The organism is Haloarcula sp. HT12 (assembly GCF_055271655.1).
Genome location: NZ_JBUXKW010000004.1, coordinates 19036 through 39456 on the forward strand (window position 1 = coordinate 19036; position 20421 = coordinate 39456).

The window sequence follows — 20421 nt, forward strand, 5'->3', positions numbered from 1 at the left end:
GTTATTGCCCTCCAGCGCCGGCAGCGGTCCACGCGTCGAGCAAGGGGTCCGAAGTGGCCGATACCGTCTCGCCGTCAGCGGTGCTATCTCTCTCGATGGTATCCGGCGGTGACGGTGCCGGCATCGTCGGTTCGATACCGATCTGTGTGGCACGAGCCGCGAGCAGTTGCCGCCAGTACGCGAACGTCGTCTGGTAGTACGTACCGTCGTCGACGGGGTAGAGGAGCGTCTCGAAGTCCTTACCGAGGATTCGTGGCCCCATCCGGGTTTGCTCGCACTCCAGATGGTGGTCTGCGGCCATCGCGACCGGCGCTGTAAATTCATCCCGCTCGCTTCGGGTCACCAGCACTGGGATGTTGTATCCGTCAGCGTATGTGGCCAACCTGGCGAGTGCTCTGGCCTGGAGTGTCTCGGCGTGTGCCTCCCCGAGCGTGTCGTCGGTACGATACTGTGCATCGATGGCTGGAGCGACGACGAGTGAGGGGGTGTGCGGCGATGTGTCCTCATCGCGACCGCTGAACTGTCGGCCTCGCGAACTGTCCACGGTCGTCGACTGCTGAATACACTTGTTCACTGCCCCGGGGAGATCACAGATGGCGCCGTAGTGCTGGTAAGCGGTGAAACCACGTGCAACCTGGATCCGGTCGAGTAACCGCTGGCTGGGGGCAATCCGTGAGAGTGCGGTTGTTGTTGCGTGTCCGTTGGCGTCGACCCAGAAGGCAGGACCGTCGTGCATGAGGAGATGATCGAGCACGAGCGACTGCAGGATAGGCACGCCGCGGCTGCCGTCGATGTCCAACAGCGTGATGCCGTCGTCGAGGGAGGGAAGAAGGATGTCGTCGCTTGCTTGGGCAGGGTGGCTGGAAATGGATCGATTCCGGTCAGCTCCTCGCGTTGGTTGTGCAACTTCCGAACGATTCGAGGGTGAGTCGTCTGCCATACGTGCATAGAGGTCCACGGAGCCGATAACCTGCGGCGTGTCCCTTCCGCGTTTCAGGAAAACGGTCGGAACAATCTGGAACAGGCTGTTGTGTCCGGAATTTTGAGTTTCGGGTCCGCTTCCGCGAAACTCTCCGGAATCGGTCACTACAATCTACCCAATAAAGCAGGTCGAACTGGACTGAGTATTGAGTACCAGTTCAAATTCGGTGGTCCATCGCCACCTGTGACTCAATTGGCCGGCGAACTGACTGGCTCGGTGACGACGGAATACTGACGGTCTCGGCTCGTTCCATCGGCCTCAAGGAGGTTGTACTGGACCATCTTCGAGAGGTACGTCCGAACCGTCCGTTTCGTTCGCGGGTCATCGACGGCGTCGCGATAGCGTTCGTAGATGGTTCCTGGTCCGATCGGACCATCCTCTCGAACGATCTCGTAGACGGTTTGCTGGTCAGGTGTGAGCGAATCGAGGCTCGTCTGCCTGATTTGTGCCCGCGCATCATCCGCAGCGTCCAGCAGCATTTCGTCTGTTATCGTTTCGTGATCCTCTCTGTCAGCCTCGCTAGCGGCGGTGCGGAGAATCCCTATCGCAAGCCGGGCGTCGCCGGCGGCCGCATCGGCGATACGATAGAGTTGGTCATCAGTGATGACGTCCTCGTCGAGACCCCATTTCGCACGGGTATTGAGGATATCGTAGAGCTGTTCGTCGTGGTACTTGTCCATCCGGACGTGTTCGCTGGATCGCAGGCGGCTCACGAGGCGGTCGTCGACGCGGCTGAACAGCGCTTCCTCTGTATTGGCGATACAGACTAGCGCGAACTGCTCCAAACTGTGCAGGTCGTAGAGGATGCCCGGATCCTCCAGTTGATCGACCTCGTCGAGGATGATCACCGTTCGCGCCCCGTCGTACTGCTGGAGACGGTCGACAAGCTCGTCGTGGGGCGTCGACTGTCGGTGGATATCGATGGTTTGGCCGAGATCGTCGAGGATCTGATACAGCGTCCGGAATCGGGTGTAGTTGCGCCAGCAGTTGACGTAAGTGGTCTCAATGTCCAGGACCTCCTCGCGAAGCCGTTCGGTGACGAACTTCGAAATGCACGTCTTCCCGGCGCCGCTGGGGCCTGTGACGATGGCGGTATCGGCGGGTTCCCCGTTCGTGATTGGTTCCAGAACGCTGGAGAGGTGGTTCACTTCGGCGTCGCGATGTTCGATTTCCTTCGGAATGAACCCCGCCCGAAGCACACGAGCATCGCGAATCATAGATGATCAGTAGAGTGGTTGTCCAGCACGGTATATAATGGTGGCTGGGTAATTTCCGGAAACTGAGTAGCTACAGTTCCTCTGTTTCATCGATTCCACCATAGTCAGGCGGTTTCGTTTCCGGCAAACCGTTGTTTCCGGAATTTCCGGAAAAGCTGCAGGACGCCCAAAAGTCGAGCTTGAAGCGTTGTCCTGATTACACTGATAATCACGACCAACTACATGGTTCAGAACCCACACTTGAGACCTCCTTTGCCGGAACGAGGCTATCTGTGGTAATGGGGAAGGTTGCTGGCCAAACAACCTGTTTCCGCTATGGTTCGTGCTGCGCATGACTATAGAGTTGGTGGCGGAGTTGCGGTAGATACTCAGTAAGTACCTCTGAGCAAACTTCGGAGGCAAACTCCTGAGCCTCCTTTGTCTCATGTTCTGCAGCGAGATGCTCGAATGTATCTTCAAATATGGTCTGAAGTCCTTCTATGCCGGACGTAGCGGTTTGGTACTCATCCGAGTCGATCGCTCGCCTGATACTGAGAGCGCGGCCGAATCGGATGTATCTATGCCGAGCGACCTCGGCGATTCCCTGTACGACGTCGTCCCCAACAACCGCTACGACTGGTTTGGACAGAAAGGCCAGTGTATGATCCCCGATGAGGTGTGTCAGTTCGGCGAGGACCATATTCGTCCTTCGGTGCGGCCGCAAAAACGGCTGTCTTTCTTGTCACCGGACCAGAAGGTACACCGGGGCGCTCGCAGCCATTTCCGATCTTACCACAGACGACCCCCGCGACTCCGGTGGCCCCTCATCCGTGCCCTTTCAAGCACCGAGTCAGCGGAAACGAAAGCCCATCTCCCAGGACCCCCTGCTGCGTGTCAGGATGATGAGGGCATCACCATTTGCGTGCTGTATATGCGCCCTCTATCTTACACCAATTCAGCGAACTACCGAGATATTGTCAGAAGCGGCCTGCTGGATACAGAGGGCGGAGTCAGCAATTGCCATCGGAGTCCCATGTCAGCGCCATAGAAGCGTTTCCGATGTCGCCGCGCAGTTCGGTGTGAGTCAACCTTTTGAGCCGGGACATAGACTTTCGTGTATGCGCCTCGCACGCGCCCTCCGCATCGCTGTCGGCGTTACTGTGGCTACAGTGACTGCTGTCAGCGCGGGACGACTCCGCCAGCGGCGGCGAGCCGCACAACACAGGAACGAACTTCGGCGGTTGGCCACGACTGAACGCAATCGGACGGTGACCGCGGATGATTTTGAGGGGCTTCCGGAGCCAGTGCGAGACTACTTTGTCAACGTCCTCGACGAGGGACAGCAGTACGTCGAAACCGTGGCCCTCGAACAGGACGGAGAGCTACGACCAGGAGGTGCAGAATCGGCGTGGAAGCCGTTTACCGCAACCCAGTACGTCACGACCGACCCGCCTGGATTTTTCTGGAATGCCACTGTTGGACTCTGGCCACTGATCGAGATTCAGGTTGGCGACCGATACTGCGGCGGGGACGGAAGTGCGAGAGTCTCGGCGTTGGGATTGATCCCGCTCGGTGGTGCCGACGCGAACCCGGAGTTGAATCGTGGTGAGTTGCTTCGCTATCTCGCTGAAGCGGTCTGGTACCCGACGGCACTTTTGCCCAGCGAGGGTGTCGAGTGGAGCCCTGTCGACGAGAGTACGGCGAAAGCGACGCTCGAGTACGGTGACACCAGCGCCACACTTACGTTCCATTTTACCGAGGACGACGAGGTGTCGAAGGTCCACGCCGAACAGCGCCGGCGACGTGTGGACGGCGGATATGAACCGACACCCTGGACCGGACGTTGGCGCGACTACGAGACCCAGAACGGAATGCGAGTCCCGACGGCTGGCGAGGTAATCTGGCATTTGCCCGATGGGGAGATGGAAGCGTGGCGGGGACGGCTCACCGAAATCAGCTACGGGGAATAAAACCTATCGTCGGCGATAGAGTTCAGACGTCGCTGATGCTCCCGGTCCGACTCAGTAGGACTGCTAGATCGTGGCTGTGGTGTCGGCGCGGGCCATCAGCGCGCCCGATAGCGATGGCCAGCTCTCAGTGCGTGGCTGTGTCCGGCTCGAACGCTCGGAGTCGGTGGAGGGTCTCGGTCGCAAGATCCGCGAGCAAGACGCCCGCGGCGAGTTCGTCGTCGGTGGTGCAGACGAACAAGTAGGGGTCGCTGTCGGTGGTCGTGATGGCGACGATCTCGGCGACGGTCGGCTGGGCGTCATCGAGCCACCTCCCGGTGGTGAGCATGGGTTCTCCGCGAGTGGCCGCTGGGCAGAGAACCGATATACGGTGAACGGATATCGCAGATATTTTGTTTACTAATCACAGACCAGTCGGGTGGGTTCTGGTCCCCGCTCCATCTCCCCTTAATCCACCCCGGATTCATCGATTGGCCCGGGTCCAGAACCTGTCGTCGTGAATGACGACTTCCGATGGTGGACACGCCACTCCCCCCATTCCATGGCTGCCCACCATCTTTCTGCTGCTTTGGACAGCGGAGCTGTACGTTTTGACGGCGGCTGGGTGGAGTCGGGATTCTGTTGCTGTTATATTCTACCGGTGAAAATACAGCAAACCGGGTCCGCAGGTGGCTAAAATCATCTCATCTGGTGACATAAGAACTAATTGTTGAACGTGCATTTTTTCTAAACGGGTTCGGGTCACTGCCCGACTCGCTCGGACAGCCCATCTGAGCCACCAACTGGACTGGACCCAGAACCCGTCCGTGCCTCTGACAACAACCGGGCGACTCGTTCTGTGCCCACGGTCGCCCGGGTTTTACTCGATCATGGGAATATAAAACATGTTTGATATTGTTGTGATGATAATGAATACTCACTGGCCACCTCCAACGATGGGTTGGGGCTGTTCATAGAGGCTGGCGAATGTTTCTGCTTGGCGCTGGAGCAGACGTCGTCCAGCGTCGGTCAGCGTATACACATTGGTACAGGCGGCGAGTTCGTCGCGGGTAATGAGGTCCAGCTCGGCGAGGGCCTGTTCGAGGTGTTGAGGCATGAACGGGCACTATGGCCGACGCGAACGGCTTCGAGCGCATCGAGGCAACCTGGACCGGCTGTCAGTGGCGGGTCACCAGGCGGGAAGTCGTGACGACGATGCGACGGATTTAGCAGCCATTTTCACGTAGAGTCTGAAGAAACACTTCGCAAGCGCACTTACCTAGAACGTAACGAAAGTGAGTAGATAATGCATCCGATACCGATGATCTTGATGAGATTACTCACTAGTGGTGAGTAGAACGTAAACACGATCAGATCTAGTCTGAGACGTAACGCGGCAGCCGAAATTATAAGCGATATTATTGGAGAAGCGACCGTAATGAGTGCAAGTCCAGCCGCGAGAAACAGCATCTGCCGTCTTTCATTTCTACGGTACCCTTTGTAGGCTTGATAGACGATAAATAGCCCCATCGCAACAGCGAGTAACGTAACGGCTAGAAGGATAAGATAGTGAGGCGGAATTAATGAGGGGTCAACCTGAAGCGGGTGCATTAGAGTTCCCCCCACATGTTGGTGAAACGGTCCGCCATCTTTTCGGCCGGTCGTTCTTCGACGTCGATCTTGAGTTCATTATCATCCAGTTCGATTGTGAGCCGCTTGAGCCGTGCCTTGTAGACACTGTGGTGGTGCCCCTCGTCTTCGAGTTTGGTCTGCTCTTCGAGGAGTCCGCAGTCGATCAGGCGCTCAGTGCGGCGGTAGATCGTCGGCAGCGATGCATTACACTCCTCGCTGAGTTCTTTCGCGGATTTCGCAGTCGTGTCCGTTGACGTGAGGATAGCACGAGCGTATTCATCGTCGAGGAGAGCGTAAATCTCGCTCGACCGGGTATCCTCACTCACACGTAGTCGTTCTCGCAGGCATGCTTGGTATGGTTGCTGTTTTTCTGACTCTGAAAATGTACTCACCCTATTTGCATATGCTCAATAGCGTCCTCCACAGCAGCTGTCAGTTCCAAGCCACGCGTCGAGCTAGTGCATGTGCTCTACGATTGAATCCAGATACTACGCCCGACAGAAACGCAGTTTTTCTGGCGTGGAAAATTTGGATTCCTGTTTAATTATCCGTTCACCATCTGTTCTCTCGTGAGACGAGAATCGTTTCGACACACACTCCGCAGTCACAGTCAGCAGATAATACACTCACCCGTTTTCTACAGGATGCTATCCCACCCACATCTATCAAGCCTGTCAGGGAGGATACGCAATGGAGCGTAGCCGTATTGCGAGTGTCCTCTTCGCTGCTGCCGTGTTGTCGGTTGCGTCGGGAACTGCCGTCGCCGCCGTGACCGGAAGCCCCGCCATCGAGGTTGCACTGGCGGACAACACTGTTTCACCGGGCGAAGAGGCGACACTCGATGTCGTACTCTCGAACAACGGTGACCTCGATTCCAGTTCCAGTACGAACCCGAGTCTGAACAGCGAGGTGACTACCGCCCGTGGTCTGACGGTCGGTGTTAGCGACGGCGACGCCCCCATATCGGTATCAACCTCGAAGCAGCTTACCGGGGATCTCGCCACGGGCTCATCGCAGACAGTGTCGTTCGACATCAGCGTTGACGATGACGCTGACCCCGGCTCCTATCGCGTCCCAGTCAAACTGGAGTACGACCACTACAGCTACATCTCCGAGGGGACGGGTTCCCGTGACTACGAAAGCGACTCCCGAATTGAATACGTCACAGTCCGGGTTAGCGACGACGCAACCTTCGACATCGTCGATATCGATTCCAACGCGCGTGTCGGTTCGACGGGTGGTGTCGAACTTACCGTCCAGAACACGGGTGAGACGGCCGCAACCAACGCCGCGGCGACGCTGACGAGCCAGAACAGCGAGTTCACTGTCGGCGGTGGCGAGCAGAGTTCCCGCTTCGTCGATACGTGGGCGTCCGGAGAGAACCGCACCTTCCAGTACCGGGTCGGCGCGGGTAGCGACGCTGAGTCCGAGCCGTACAACTTCGGCTTTTCCGTGGCGTTTGACGATTCTGAGGGCGTCCGAAAGGATTCTGTCGACAATACGGTCGGCATCGCACCCACGCCTGAACAGTCGTTTGCGGTCGTCAACACCTCCAGTACGGTGGCTGTCGGCAACACCGGGGAGTACGAACTGACGCTTCGCAACGACGGACCGGTCACCGTCGACGACGCGTCGGTGACGATCACCTCACAGAGCAGCGACATCACCTTCGGCGAAGCCAGTTCGGCCTCGCAGTTCGTCGGAGAGTGGAGCCCTGGAGAGGTCCGAACCGTGACCGTCGACGCGACATCGGGTTCGAACGCCGAGGTCCGCTCGTACGCGCTGTCGGCATCGGTCCAGTACGACGACCCCGAGGGCGACACGGGTACTGACGACTCCCTCTCGCTGGGCATAGAGACCACGCCGAAACAGGAGTTCTCAACGTCGGACGTATCCGGGACGCTCCGGGCGGGCGAAGACGGCACGCTCGAAGCCACATTCGTCAACGACGGCCCCCGGACCGTCGAGAACGCCGTGGTCAACTGGGAGAGCGACCACTCCAATCTCTCTCCGCAGGAGACCCAGTACGCTGTCGGCAATCTCGAACCCGGCGAGTCGACGACTGTGGATTTTGGCGTCGACGTCTCTGATAGTGCCCGTGCGGGGTCACGCCAGTTCGACTTCACTGTGGGCTACGAGGACGACAATGGCGATCAGCAGACGAGTGACGCGCTGTCGGTCCAGTCCGACGTCGCCGCCAGCGAGGACGAGTTCGGCCTCGCGCTCGAAGAACGAACGATTACCGTGGGCAACTCACGGGTCGTCTCGGTCGAAGTGACGAACAACCTCGACGAGACAGTTACCGACATCGAGACACGGCTGTTTGCCGACGACCCGCTCAGTACCAGTGGACCGGACACCAGCTACATCGAGTCCTTAGAGCCCGGTGAGTCCACGACATTGAACTTCGAGGTGTCAGCGGCGGCCGCCGCGACAGCAGGCAGCACGTATCCGATTTCATTCGACTTCCGGTATACGGACAGTGATGGTAATACTCATCTGTCGGATACGTTCCGGAAGCCACTCGATGCGACTCCACAGAGCGGCGGTATATCGCCGGTCGCGCTCATCCTAGGGCTGGGAGTCGTTATTGTCGGTGGTGTCGCAGTCGTCTACTGGAGGCGTAACTGATGTCACTGGCGGAGAAGGTTGAAACGGCGACCGAACTCCTCAACACGACAATCGTGGACCGACCACGAGCGGTTATCGTCGTATTTCTGCTTGTTACCGGTGTCTTCGTTGGCGGATTAGGGTCTATACAAGTCAGCGCCGGCGGACTTGACGCGTTCACGGACGGACTACCGGAACAGAAGGCCGAAGACCAAGTCACCCAGAATTTTGAAGGTCCGTTTCAGACAGACACGGAGGACACGACCCAACTCATTCGGACGGACAGCAATGTTCTGACCAAAGAAGCACTTGTCCGTGACGCACACCTTCTCGAACGCGTTGCGGACCGTAAGGACCTTCGGATGGACTCAGCCAGTGGTCCGGCTCCAACTATTGCGCAGCAGCTGAACCCGTCAGCGTCAACGCCGGAAGACTACCGGCGAACGCTCGAGCGTGCGACCCCGTCTGAAATCAGACAGTCTGTTCGAGAGCTCAAAGATGAGCCCCGGCTTACCGGATCGCTATCGAATGATTTCAATCCAACTAGCGTCTCGGCGTCTGCATCAATCACGACAGTTTCACACGACTTCCCCGCGAGTTTCGACGATCTGACCGCTGTCCAGACGGACATGCAGGCGATTGCCGACGATAGACCCGGCGACGTTCGTGCGTTCGGATCGGGGACTACCGAAGCAGAGATACAGCAGTCTATGTCCGATTCGCTTCTGGTTGTGATGCCAGTGGTGATACTACTGTTACTGTTCTTCCTGGTGGTCGCATACCGTGACCCCATCGACGTACTGCTGGGGCTGGTCGCGCTCGTGATGACGATTATCTGGACGTTCGGATTCCTCGGGTACGCCCGGATTCCATTCAGCCAGCAGATGATCTCAGTCCCGGTGTTACTGCTTGCTGTTGGCGTCGACTTCGGTATCCACATCATCAATCGCTATCGAGAAGAGACAGAGCGCGGGTTCACAGCGGTCGAAGCGATGCGAGAGGCGAACACCCAGCTCATCGTCGCGTTCATTATTGTGACCGTAACCGCAGTGTTCGGCTTCGGGGCGAACGTTATCTCGACCCTTGCACCGATTCGGAACCTGGGAATCGCATCAGCAGTTGGGATCCTCTTCACGTTCCTCCTCTTCGGGGTGTTCTTACCCGCGGCCAAGTTGGTCAGCGATGACGTGCGCACGCGTCTCGGCATCCCGGAATTCAATTCCACCCCGATTGCGTCGGAGGACTCAGCCCTCGGACGGGTACTGGCGTTTCCGGCACAGGTGAGCCAGCACGCTCCGACGGTGATCGTCGTCGGCTTACTCCTGTCAGGCGGCGCCATGGGCGCGTATGGGTCGGGCGTCGGCACCTCCTTCGAGAACGAGGACTTCCTTCCGCCCGAGGAGATTCCGGCCTACCTCACAGAGTTGCCTGAGCCGTTTAGTCCAGGTGAGTATACCATCACATCAACGATCAGCTTGCTCGACGACAAATTCGGGAGCAGTCAGGGTAGTACTGTAACAGTATATGTCGAGGGGAACCTCAAGCAGGATCATGCTCTCGAAGCCCTCGCTGCTCCGAACGACAATCCGCCAGAGTCACTCGCCGTTGGCCCCGGCGGGCAGGCAGAGGCACAGAGCATCATCACCGTCATCAAATCGCACGCGAACGAAAACGAAGAATTCGCCGCCTTAGTCGACCGAAACGATCAGAACGACAACGGCATTCCCGATCAGAATCTCGAACAGATTTACGACGAACTGTTCGCGTCTTCGGCGAGTGAACGGGCCGAACAGTATCTCACCGAGGATTATCGATCCGCTCAAATCGAATATCGGACTGACCCCGATGTCTCACAGACGGAAGTAACCGCTGGCGGGGCTGAACTAGCAGACAGGCTCCGGTTCGATGCGACGGCCACAGGAAGCGTCGTCGTCCTTGCAGCGGTGATGGATCGCATCTTCCAGTCGGCAATTCAAGGACTCGTCATGGCAGTCGCACTGACTGCTGTGTTCCTCGTAATTATCTACGGCATCTTGGAACGGAAGCCACTGCTCGGAGTGGTCAACATCTTCCCGATACTGGTGGCAATTGCATTCTTGCTCGGGACGATGCGATACATGAACATCACGCTGAATGCACTGACAGCAACGATTCTCTCTATTTCGGTCGGGGTTGGAATCGCCTATTCGGTGCATACGACCCACCGGTTCATCGATGAGTACGACGCGAGGACCGGTGCACATGAAGCAATGATGGTCACGCTGACAGGAACTGGTGGCGCACTGTTCGGCAGTATGCTGACAACCGCGCTGGGGACTGGTGCGCTCGCACTAGCCATTACCCCGATTCTCGGCAACTTCGGGGTCCTGATTGGCCTGAGTGTCACCTATTCATTCCTCGCGGCGGTAATCGCACTCCCGCCAGCAGTGCTGCTCTGGGAACGCATCCACCAGTGGGATCTCGATCCATTGGCGCGGCTCCGACCGGCGACACAATAGGACGATGTGTGTTTTCGACGGTAGTATTTAGTTCGTGAAATTGTGCCAGCGAGCGGAACTCCACCCTCAATTTTTGATTGTTTCCGGCTTAATGTGGCCGGCGCGGATCGAAAACACTGAGGCTCGGCGTTTTATCCCTCGAAAAACCTGTTCGACAGGATTCCGATTTCCGCGGCGACGTATCTGAAACCGGAGGGTAGCTCGTTGCAGTGTCGTTTTGAGGTGCTTCGCTTCTAGCGCTTCGAGGCTGTCAGTGGCGGGAGGTTGTGGCGACGATGGGACGTATCTGAGCGGTGGTCTGGATTGTTTCAGTGGGAAGCACAGAAACGGCTGGCCAGTGTGTGTGTGGATCTAACCTGGTATAGACGTAAGCCGACAATCTCAGGCCGCATCCGTCGCGAGCATCGCCCCCACGAACGTGAGAAGCCACCAGAACAGGAGCGAGAGGGCGGCGACCCACGTCGGGACGAACGCCGACCGCCCCGGAACAGCGACGTACAACACCTGATCGAAGACGAGCCCGCGATACGCCCCCGCCGGGGTCATGGCGAGCGCGCCGCCGAGTGTGCGCGTCGTGACGCCGGCGTCCAGCGTTGCGAACACCGCCAGATCGCTTCCGACAGTGAGGACGAGCAGCCCAGCGAGTGCGAGCACGAGTGCGCGTCCCCGGCTGCCGGCAAGCGCCGACAACAGGAACGCGATGGTCAGCGACGAGAGCGCATAGAGGACTGTCAGCGCGATGAACCGGATGAAGAGGAACGGCGAGTCGACGCCCCGATGGCTCGCGAACACCGCTGTCTCCGGTCCTGCGGTCGTCGCCACGTTGATTCCCAGGGCCAGCATGGGGACGACGACAATGGTGAGCAACAGGAGGGCACGGCCCGCGTACACCCCGCCGACGTACGACCACGTCGAGAGCGGGTAGGTGTCGAGGATATCGAGTTCACCCCGGACGGCGGGGTCGGCTATCGCGCGATAGCCGACTGCGAAGGCGAGCGTCGGCACGAGTACTTCGACGGCGACGAGCGTATCGACGACGGTGGGAACGTAGCCGCCGGCGGGGCCGCCCCCGGCATGGGCGAGACCGAACAGGACGATCCCCGTGACCAGCCCGAGCGCGAGGTAGGTGCGCGTCCTGACTGCGCTCCGGACCTCTCGCACGAAGACCGTCCAGAACCGGTTGCCGTCCGTCATGCCTGCTCTCCCTCTGGCGCGGCGATGGCGGCTCTGTCCTGTTCCAGAAGCGCCGTGAACGTCTCGTGGAGCGGCCCGCCGGTCTGTTCCCGGAGTTCATCGACCGATCCGGTCCGCACGAGGCGGCCGGATTCAAGCACTGCCAGCCGGTCGGCCGTCGCCTCGACTAACGGCAGTTCGTGCGAGCAGAGAACCACGGCGCGACCGGCGTCGGCAATCGACTCGATGATGTCGAATATCAACCGGCTCATCGCCGGGTCGAGGCCGCTCGCCGGTTCGTCGAGCATCACGATCGGTGGATCACCGGCCAGTGCCTGTGCGATTCCCAGGAGGCGCGTCATCCCCCCGGAGAGCCCGGATACGGGACGGCCGGCCACTTCTTCGAGGCCGACACGTTCCAGAAGGCGGTCCGGGTCGTCGTCGACGAGGTCCGCGTAGAACGCGGCGGTCTCCCGGACGCTAAAGCCCGGCCGGAAGGTCGGCCGCTGGGGCAGGTAGCCCAGTTGCCGCTCGGCATCGGGACCGCTGTACGAGATAGTCCCGCTGGTTGGTTGTTCGACGCCCAGAAGCAGGCGCAGGAGCGTCGTTTTCCCGGACCCGTTCGGGCCGATGAACCCGGTCACGGCGTCGGACGGCACGTCGAGTGATACCTCCGAGACGGCTGTCACGTCGCCGTACCTCTTCGTGACTTCGTCCGCCGCGAGATACGTCTCGCCAGTCATGATGCCGCCTCCATCGAGGTCTCGTTGCGAAGGCGCCCGACCGTCTCTGGGTTGGCAGGCTCTGCCAGCGGAGCCCTGTCGACAATGCTGCCCCGGCGAAAGCCGGGCGTGGTTCCGCGGAGCGCTCGGAGGCCACGGACACTCGGTGCAGACCGCAGGACAATCGCGGCATTGGTCTGGTCAAGGCGACGGTCGACGGAATCGGTTGGCGAGTAGGACTGGGCCAACACCGGGCCAGACCCGCCGGTGAGGTCGTACGCGCCGCTCCAGTAGTTCCCCCTGCCGTCGTGAGTGTACACGCGTAGCGGCCCCGGTCCCGAGACGGCGTGGCGGTCGTTCGCGATGAAATCGTTCTCGGTGACGATGTTCGACGGGACGACCGTCGACGCACGCACGCCGATGTCGTTCCCGTAGATGACGTTGTGCTCGTAGAGGGACCGGTCGGCGTTCGTCGACATCGCCTGCCTGGTGTCGACTACCACGTTGTGCGCAATATAGCTCCGGGACCCGGCTAACATGACGCCGCTGCCGGAGCGGCGCACGTCGTTGCCGACGATGGCGTTGGCCACGGGGTTGGTCATGACGACGACGCCGGCGTACTCCTGTTCCCGAGCGACGTTGTCGGCGACGAGCGACCGCGAGGTGTACATCAGGTGGACGCCGAAACGGTTGTCCCTGAACGTGTTGTTCCGGACGGCGGTCCCGTCGGCCCGGTGGAGGTACACGCCGTCACGACCGCCGTTGAACACCGAGTCCTGCACGACTATCGGCCCGTGCATCCCGATGACGCCCATGAACCCGTCTTGCCAGTCTGCCGTCCCGTTGACCGTGACGTTCTCGACGACTGCGCCGGGCGTCCGCCGCAGAACGACGCCGCTGGCGGGCGTCTCGACGCTGAGGTTCGCAACGTACAGTCCGGACGCGTTGCGCCCGGTAACGGCGGCGTCACTGTTGCCGTAGGCGGTCGTCACGGTTGCGTCCCAGGCGCTATCGCTTGCGTTCGTCGGGTCGCCGACCGTCGCGTTGCCGACGCCGACGATGTCGAACCCGGTGACACCGACCCGGTCGGCGGTCACTGTCACGACAGTTCCGTTCCCGCCGCCATCAAGCGTCGCCCCGGGACCGCTGAGAGTAAGTGGCTTGTCTATCGTCACCCGCTCGTCGTAGGTGCCGGCCGGGACGGCGACTGTCGTGTTCGGCGGAGCCGCGTCGACGGCTGCCTGGATCGTCGGGGCGTCGGTTCCGACCTCGACCGACACAGGTCGGTCCCGACGCTCTCGTGCCGCCTGCACGGTGACGTCCGCATCACTTCGGCGCGGTCCGACCTGGTTCCGGACCGCTGCCACCTGCTCGAGGTCAAACGACCGGGTTTTGAGTGTCTCCCAGTCGATAATCTCTCCGCCGCAGGTCTCCGCGAACGCCGCGGCGTCGTCACGGTCGGCGAACGGTACGACCGCCTTCCCTGACGGGACCCTCGCGGATCCATCGACGACGTAGTGAGCCTGGTTTGCTTCGACCCAATCCGGCGGTGCGGCGGTCCGGAGATAGCCGTCGTCGCCACACCTGACCGGCCTGTCACTGTAGTCGGATACGTACACCACCAGTGGATAGCCGAACTGCTGCTCGTGCCCCGGTTCCGTGAGCGCTGTCACAGCTTGGTCGAGGCCGACGTAGCCGACGACGTAGCGGTACTGTGAGTAAAAGACCTCTACTTTCGGGACGCTAATGCTCTGGTTTCGGGCGATCTGTTCGTCAGCCATCGTGATCCCACGTTGGACGGTAGAGTCGAACGACACCGGTTCGGGACGGGCGCTGCTGATATCGACAGCGAACGACGCGGCGAAAACCAGTGAGCAGAGGACTACCGCGAGTAGGGCGAAGACTTGCACGGTCGTCGGGGCTGGTCGCATCTACCGGCACTACGAGCGAGGTCCCATTACAGTGTTTGGTGCACCTCTCGAAACTGCTGGGGTATCCGGGAACGGGTCCAGCCACACTGGTCCGCAAGAACGGTCCGAAAACGCTGCTAGGGGCCACACATATAAACACGCCTACGTTTTACCGACTGGCTACTTGTATCTGCGTTCCGTTCGTTCGGAACGGAAATGAGTGACAACCAGGACCGGAACCCCCGGGCCGAGCAGACCGTCTGCCCGTACTGTGGCGTCGGGTGTACGATAGCGTACGCGGGCAACGGCAAAGCGACCGGTACGGCGGGGCCAGTGAACACGAGCGGAGAGGTCTGTCCGAAGGGCGTGGCCGCATTCGACGTGGTGACACACGGGGACCGACTGACGGAGCCGCTCGTCCGTGAGGGCGGGCGCTTTGTCACTGCGCCCTGGGAAACTGCCCTGAGTCGCGTTGCTGCTGAACTCTCGGAAATCATCGACCAGTACGGGCCGGACGCCGTCGAGTTCTTCGCCTCTTCGAACTGCACGAACGAGGAGAACTACGTTTTCCAGAAGCTCGCACGGATGCTTGGCACCAACAACGTCGACAACTGCGCCCGCCTCTGTCATTCGTCGACGGTCGCCGCGATGAGCAAGCGTCTGGGTGCCGGAGCGATGACGAACACGCTCGATGATCTGGCCGAAACCGACTGTCTGCTCGTCACTGGGGCGAACCCGGCCGAACAGCATCCCGTCATCTTCCGGTCGTACTTTCTGCCGGCGATTCGAAACGGGGCCACGCTCATCCATATCGACCCGCGCGAGACGGACACGACCGACGCCGCCGACATCCACCTCGACGTCCGCCCCGGATACGACATCCAGCTCCTCAATTCGATGGCGAAGGTCGTCCTCGACGAGGGACTCGTCGACGAGTCGTTCATCGAGGAGCGAACGACCGGGTACACCGATCTGCAGGAGCATCTCGACGACGCCGATGTCGAATCGGGTGCCGACGTCGCCGGTGTTGCCCCAGAAGCTGTCCGGGAGGCCGCCCGAGCCTACGCCGAGGCCGACAGGGCGGCGATTGTGACCGGAATGGGGATGAGCCAGCACACGTCCGGGACCGACAACGTGCACGCGCTGTTGAACCTCGCGCTGCTGACCGGCAACGTCGGTCGCCCGGGCACCGGCGTGAACCCGCTGCGCGGCCAGAACAACGTCCAGGGTGCCGGCGACGTCGGCGCGCTGCCCAACGTGCTCCCCGGATACGAACCCGTCACCGACCCGGAAGCCCGACAGCGTGTCGCCGACGAATGGGGCGTCGAGCCGCCGAGCGAACCCGGCCTGACTGAGACGACTGCGACACACCAGTTCGGTGACGCCGTCAAGGCGGCGGTCGTGTTCGGCGAAAATCCGGCTGTCACGGAGCCGAACGCCAGTGCTGTCAGGGCTGGCTTCGACGAGCTCGATTTCTGTGTCGTCATCGACCTCTTCGAGACAGCGACGACTGCCCACGCCGACGTCGTGCTTCCGGGGAGCAGTTGGGCGGAGAAAGCGGGGACGGTGACCAACACGGACCGGCGAGTGATGCGGATGCGACCGAACGCCGATCTGCCCGGGAACGCCCGCCGGGATCTCGATATTCTCACTGCCCTCGGTCAGCGACTCGTCGACCAGTCGGACGCGTTCGACTACGACGGACCAGAACAGGTGTTCGAAGAGCTAACGCGGGTCAGTCCGCTGTACGCCGGCATGAGTTACGAGGGTATCGGGGATAGCTATCAGCGATGGCCGTTCCCGGCCGACGCCGATTCCGGAACCGACGTACTCCACACGGAGACGTTCGCTTCCGGCGAGCAAACCGCTCCGCTGCTTCCAGTCTCGCCGACGCCGCCGGCCGATGCCGTCTCCGAAGACCAACTCGTGCTCACCACGGGACGGGTCATCCAGCACTTCAACAGCGGGGCGCTCACTCGTCGGTCGGAAACGCTGATGCGAATGCGCGGGGAGGACGTCCTCGAAATACATCCTGACGATGCCGCCGCTCGCGGTATCGAGGACGGCGATCCGGTCGTCGTCGAGAACGACCGCGGCAGCGTGACGGTGTCGGCGGCCGTGACAGCGGCCATTCGTCCCGGAGTGGTGTTCTGCACGTTCCACTATCTGGACCCGCTCGCAAACGCCCTGACCGGCGATGCGCTCGACCCGGTCGCCGAGATTCCCGAGTACAAGCATTCGGCAGTGCAGGTGCGGAAGGCAGCGGCCTCCGGTCAGGACTAATCGCTGCCCCATGTTTGGATGGCAACGTCGCGTCATGCGGGTTGTACTGTGATGCGAACGTGGCGTGAAACGGTACTTAATTGATAATGCTGTGTTCCTACAGGGCGGCCCCGGTACCTGAGCCGTCGGCGAGATGTGACAGGTATTGTTCCGCTGGGACCGTATTTTTAGCCGTCAAAAAGACGTATACTGCGCCAGGAATGCACACAGGCAGAGTATCTTTCGTTCCATTCGATAGACTCTGTGCACTCCCAGAGGAATCTGAGGAGTCGTCCTCTACAGCTACTGTTAGGATACCAGGCTCTGTCGAAGCCATCGGAAATTAGCGCAGTCGCCTCCCCGAATACAGAGTTGGCATTCGACATGAACAGGCCTCTCGGACACTCCTCCTAGAAATAGATCTTATATTACTCATTAGCGGGTTCAACCCGCGCTAGATATCGACACTAGAACGCGACCTCGCGGCTCCTGATACACGATCCCGTCTTTGCAGAGTACGGCCCGTGGTTATTGTATATGATAATTAAGGAGTTCGCTTATACAATCACAATCCAGCGGGGTTGTATGGACAAGAAGGAAAATATCACAGATGATGATACTCATTCAGAAGAGCAAGAAAGTTCGCTCATCCTTCGCAGAACTTGTTTGAAAATCGTTGGGACAAGCCTCGGGGTGGTCGGCATAGGGGGCACCGCGAGTGAAGGTGTTCATGCAGAGACCAGTGGCTATGGTGAAGGTGGCTTTGGGGAGGTGCCGTTTGGAGGAATAAGCGCTCTCGCGGTTTCCACAAAGGATGCCGCGAATGTCGCGAGCACGTCAGCGAAATTAAGTGGCTCGCTGGACGACCTCGACGGTGCGAGTTCGGCGGATTGCTACTTCGAGTGGCGGCAGGTCGGTACCAGTTCGTGGACCGCAACGACGAAGCAAACGCTCTCCTCGACAGGTGCCTTCAGCACTGATGTCATCGGCCTCAAGGACGGCATAGACTACGAGTACAGGGCGGTCGCTGAGGCCAGCGATGGCGATACTGACCGGGGCGCTACTGTCACGTTCACAACGACGGATGATCTGCCGGGTATCACGTCGGAGTCACCAACTAATGTCACTGCCTCCAAGGCGACTCTCAATGGAACGTTGGATGATCTCGGTCGTGCATCGTCGGCGGACTGCTACTTCGAGTGGCGGCAGGTCGGTACCAGTTCGTGGACCGCGACGACGAAGCAAACGCTTTCATCACCGGGATCATTCAGCGTTGAGGTCGCCAGTTTGTCCGGGTCCACAGAGTACGAGTCCAGGGCAGCTGTCCAAGCATCCGATGGCGATATTGATACCGGCAACGCCGTCTCGTTCACGACAAGCAGCAGTAATACCGCGCCCTCTATCGACTCGTACTCGGTAACGGAAGCCGGGTCACCGAATCCGCATTGTGAGATCACCGCCGATTGGGTCGTCTCGGACGTCGACGGTAATCTCGCTACTGTAACCGTGGAGGTAGTTGACGCATCGGGCTCACTCGTTGATTCCGCAAAAACCGACATTAGCGGTTCTACTGCCTCCAGCACAGACGGTTTCAAAATCAAGCAGGTCGACGGCAAGACGTTCGACGTAGCGCTTACCGTGACCGACACTGACGGAAACACTGTTAACGCAACGCAGACGGTCAGCGAATGACGCGCTCCAGCAGCGATATCGCTGGTTCCTGAATAGGCGCGTGGTATTCAGCACGGCCGTACCAAACTTTCAGCAATGAAAAATTCAGCAGAGCTAGATAGCATACTTTAGAGCCGCCCTGAGTTATCGATGCAAAATCTGGGCGTCCTATTCCATATGATTCGAAGGCGAAATGGCATTGAACTATGATCACGTATGTGATGCTAGAGGCGGCCGAATGGAGTGAACACACATGGTTCAAAATACGGACGACACACGGCTGGTCACGATTCTCCTCGTAATCATCGGTGTCATCGTCATCTTTCCGTTGGCCTTCATGGGCTTCGGGATGATGGGATTTGGATCGATGATGGGCGGCGGAATGTGGGGCGGCGGAACGATGCCGAGCTGGATGTTCGTCGTCGGAATCGTAATGCAGTTGCTGCTCCTTGCCGCTCTGGTTGGCGGCGGCTACCTCGTTTACAGAACCGTGGTCGGCAGTGAGAGTGACTCGGATCAGGCGCTCGAAGAACTCCGGCTCGCCTACGCCCGCGGAGAGCTGACGGATGAGGAATACGAACAGCGACGGGCGACACTCGGACGGGACGCGAAGTAATTCACTGTCTCTTCCGGACACGCACTCGAATGGTCGATACCTCCTTCAGTCGTCGCTGTCGACAGGTGCCTCGGTATTAGCGTCGCTGACCTGTGTCACTTCACTCTCCACGTTGACGCCTTCCCAGTCGTGGTCGGTGTGGAACCCCTCACGTTCTTTCGCACTCTGGGCGACACGAATGAACTCCGCTTTGTCGCGTGCTCCGGAGATGGTGTGCCCGCCGCAGTAGGAGAGCCCGGACCGGATACCCGCACAGAACTCCTCGGCCACGGCAGCGACCGGACCCTTGTACGGAGTCAGTGCCTCGACGCCTTCGTCGGCGCTGACGTTGTTCTGTTTGTCATCGCGGTCCTCGCCCGCGGCGGTGGTCGCCATCCCCCGTGACCGCTTGTACCGCGTGCCGTCGACTTCGACGACCGCACCGGGAGCCTCCTCCGTGCCGGCAAAGAGGCTCCCGAGCATCACGGTATCCGCCCCGGCCATGAGGGCCTTCACCGCGTCACCGGACGTGCGAATCCCACCGTCAGCGCAGATCGTGACGTCCAGATCTTCGGCGGCTGTGGCACAGTCGTCGACGGCGGTCAGCTGGGGGACGCCGGCACCAGCGACCTTCCGGGTGGTGCAGTGGGACCCGGGCCCGATGCCGACTTTGACACAGTCGGCCCCGGCAGCAGCGAGGTCTTCGACGCCTGCGGGCGTGGCGACGTTGCCGGCGATGAGGTCGGTGTCGGGGAATTCGTCTGCGAGGGTTTCGACGGCCTCTAGCGCCCGTTCGAGGTGCCCGTGGGCCACGTCAACGACGATGGCATCGACACCGGCGGCGATCACGGCGGCACTCCGGGCGACGTAATCCTCGTTGATACCGACCGCTGCACCCACCTGTTCGTCCGCTGCTTTCACCTGCTCGACCTGGTCGGCCTGTTCCTCGGGCGTCAGGAACCGGTGTAACACCCCGAAGCCGCCCGAGCGCGCAAGCTCGATTGCCAGGCCCGCCTCCGTGACGGTGTCCATCGCAGCCGAGACGAGCGGCGTGTCCAGTTCGACGGTCGGCGTGAGGGGTGTCGAGAGATCGATGTCGCTCCGACTGTCGACCGGTGACCGGTTCGGGACGAGCAGAACATCACCGTAACTCAGTCCAGTGCGTAACTCGTTCATACCCCGCTAATGGAGTCCCCCCTGCCACAAAAGTATCTCGAATTACAG

The 20421-nt window shown here is 60.1% G+C and carries 15 protein-coding genes and 1 pseudogene; 6 read left to right on the forward strand and 10 right to left on the reverse strand.

Going from position 1 to position 20421, the window contains the following annotated elements; genetic code table 11:
• Position 1 precedes the first annotated feature (1 nt).
• Positions 2-940, reverse strand: coding sequence for a hypothetical protein (locus ACY9XZ_RS13330; RefSeq protein WP_463457509.1), 939 nt, complete (start codon positions 938-940; stop codon positions 2-4).
• Between the two features lie 230 nt (positions 941-1170).
• On the reverse strand, positions 1171-2199 hold the full coding sequence (locus ACY9XZ_RS13335) for a Cdc6/Cdc18 family protein (RefSeq protein WP_463457510.1): 1029 nt from the start codon (positions 2197-2199) through the stop codon (positions 1171-1173).
• A gap of 1097 nt (positions 2200-3296) precedes the next feature.
• Between ACY9XZ_RS13335 and ACY9XZ_RS13340 the strand changes: the two genes are divergently transcribed.
• Positions 3297-4148 carry a DUF6544 family protein gene (locus tag ACY9XZ_RS13340; RefSeq protein WP_463457511.1) on the forward strand — a complete coding sequence of 284 codons (852 nt, stop codon included), beginning with the start codon at positions 3297-3299 and terminating at the stop codon, positions 4146-4148.
• A gap of 127 nt (positions 4149-4275) precedes the next feature.
• Here ACY9XZ_RS13340 and ACY9XZ_RS13345 read toward each other — a convergent pair.
• From ACY9XZ_RS13345 to ACY9XZ_RS13360, 4 genes and pseudogenes are all read right to left on the reverse strand, one after another.
• Positions 4276-4473, reverse strand: a pseudogene (locus ACY9XZ_RS13345) (hypothetical protein); the annotation flags it as partial.
• A 588-nt stretch (positions 4474-5061) separates the two neighbouring features.
• Positions 5062-5241, reverse strand: a complete 180-nt coding sequence (locus tag ACY9XZ_RS13350) for a hypothetical protein (RefSeq protein ID WP_463457512.1) — start codon at positions 5239-5241, stop codon at positions 5062-5064.
• A gap of 158 nt (positions 5242-5399) precedes the next feature.
• Positions 5400-5735 carry a DUF7521 family protein gene (locus ACY9XZ_RS13355; protein WP_463457513.1) on the reverse strand — a complete coding sequence of 112 codons (336 nt, stop codon included), beginning with the start codon at positions 5733-5735 and terminating at the stop codon, positions 5400-5402.
• On the reverse strand, positions 5735-6082 hold the full coding sequence (locus ACY9XZ_RS13360; RefSeq protein ID WP_463457514.1) for a transcriptional regulator: 348 nt from the start codon (positions 6080-6082) through the stop codon (positions 5735-5737). The genes ACY9XZ_RS13355 and ACY9XZ_RS13360 overlap by 1 nt, the downstream gene beginning before the upstream one ends.
• A gap of 364 nt (positions 6083-6446) precedes the next feature.
• Here ACY9XZ_RS13360 and ACY9XZ_RS13365 point away from each other — a divergent pair, with 364 nt between their 5' ends.
• Entirely contained in the window at positions 6447-8387 is a 1941-nt protein-coding gene (locus ACY9XZ_RS13365) for a COG1361 S-layer family protein (RefSeq protein ID WP_463457515.1), read from the forward strand.
• Complete coding sequence (locus tag ACY9XZ_RS13370) at positions 8387-10864, forward strand: efflux RND transporter permease subunit (RefSeq protein WP_463457516.1); 2478 nt, start codon at positions 8387-8389, stop codon at positions 10862-10864. Before ACY9XZ_RS13365 ends, ACY9XZ_RS13370 begins: the two co-directional genes overlap by 1 nt.
• Positions 10865-11245: 381 nt before the next feature.
• Here the strand turns inward: ACY9XZ_RS13370 and ACY9XZ_RS13375 are convergent, their stop codons facing one another.
• The 3 genes from ACY9XZ_RS13375 to ACY9XZ_RS13385 are packed head-to-tail and all read right to left on the reverse strand — an operon-like array spanning position 11246 to position 14690.
• On the reverse strand, positions 11246-12058 hold the full coding sequence (locus ACY9XZ_RS13375) for an ABC transporter permease (RefSeq protein ID WP_463457517.1): 813 nt from the start codon (positions 12056-12058) through the stop codon (positions 11246-11248).
• Positions 12055-12780, reverse strand: coding sequence for an ABC transporter ATP-binding protein (locus ACY9XZ_RS13380; protein WP_463457518.1), 726 nt, complete (start codon positions 12778-12780; stop codon positions 12055-12057). The genes ACY9XZ_RS13375 and ACY9XZ_RS13380 overlap by 4 nt, the downstream gene beginning before the upstream one ends.
• Entirely contained in the window at positions 12777-14690 is a 1914-nt protein-coding gene (locus ACY9XZ_RS13385) for a NosD domain-containing protein (RefSeq protein ID WP_463457519.1), read from the reverse strand. Before ACY9XZ_RS13385 ends, ACY9XZ_RS13380 begins: the two co-directional genes overlap by 4 nt.
• 195 nt (positions 14691-14885) lie before the next feature.
• Here ACY9XZ_RS13385 and fdhF point away from each other — a divergent pair, with 195 nt between their 5' ends.
• The 3 genes from fdhF to ACY9XZ_RS13400 all read left to right on the forward strand — a co-directional run bounded on the left by fdhF (position 14886) and on the right by ACY9XZ_RS13400 (position 19218).
• A complete protein-coding gene (gene fdhF / locus ACY9XZ_RS13390) occupies positions 14886-16952 on the forward strand; it encodes a formate dehydrogenase subunit alpha (protein WP_463457520.1) in 2067 nt (688 codons plus the stop codon).
• 564 nt (positions 16953-17516) lie between these two features.
• Positions 17517-18623: a fibronectin type III domain-containing protein gene (locus tag ACY9XZ_RS13395; protein WP_463457521.1), complete on the forward strand. Its 1107-nt coding sequence runs from the start codon at positions 17517-17519 to the stop codon at positions 18621-18623.
• A gap of 232 nt (positions 18624-18855) precedes the next feature.
• Positions 18856-19218, forward strand: coding sequence for an SHOCT domain-containing protein (locus ACY9XZ_RS13400; RefSeq protein ID WP_463457522.1), 363 nt, complete (start codon positions 18856-18858; stop codon positions 19216-19218).
• Between the two features lie 45 nt (positions 19219-19263).
• Here the strand turns inward: ACY9XZ_RS13400 and ACY9XZ_RS13405 are convergent, their stop codons facing one another.
• Positions 19264-20373 carry a guanosine monophosphate reductase gene (locus tag ACY9XZ_RS13405; RefSeq protein WP_463457523.1) on the reverse strand — a complete coding sequence of 370 codons (1110 nt, stop codon included), beginning with the start codon at positions 20371-20373 and terminating at the stop codon, positions 19264-19266.
• Between the last annotated feature and the right edge of the window lie 48 nt (positions 20374-20421).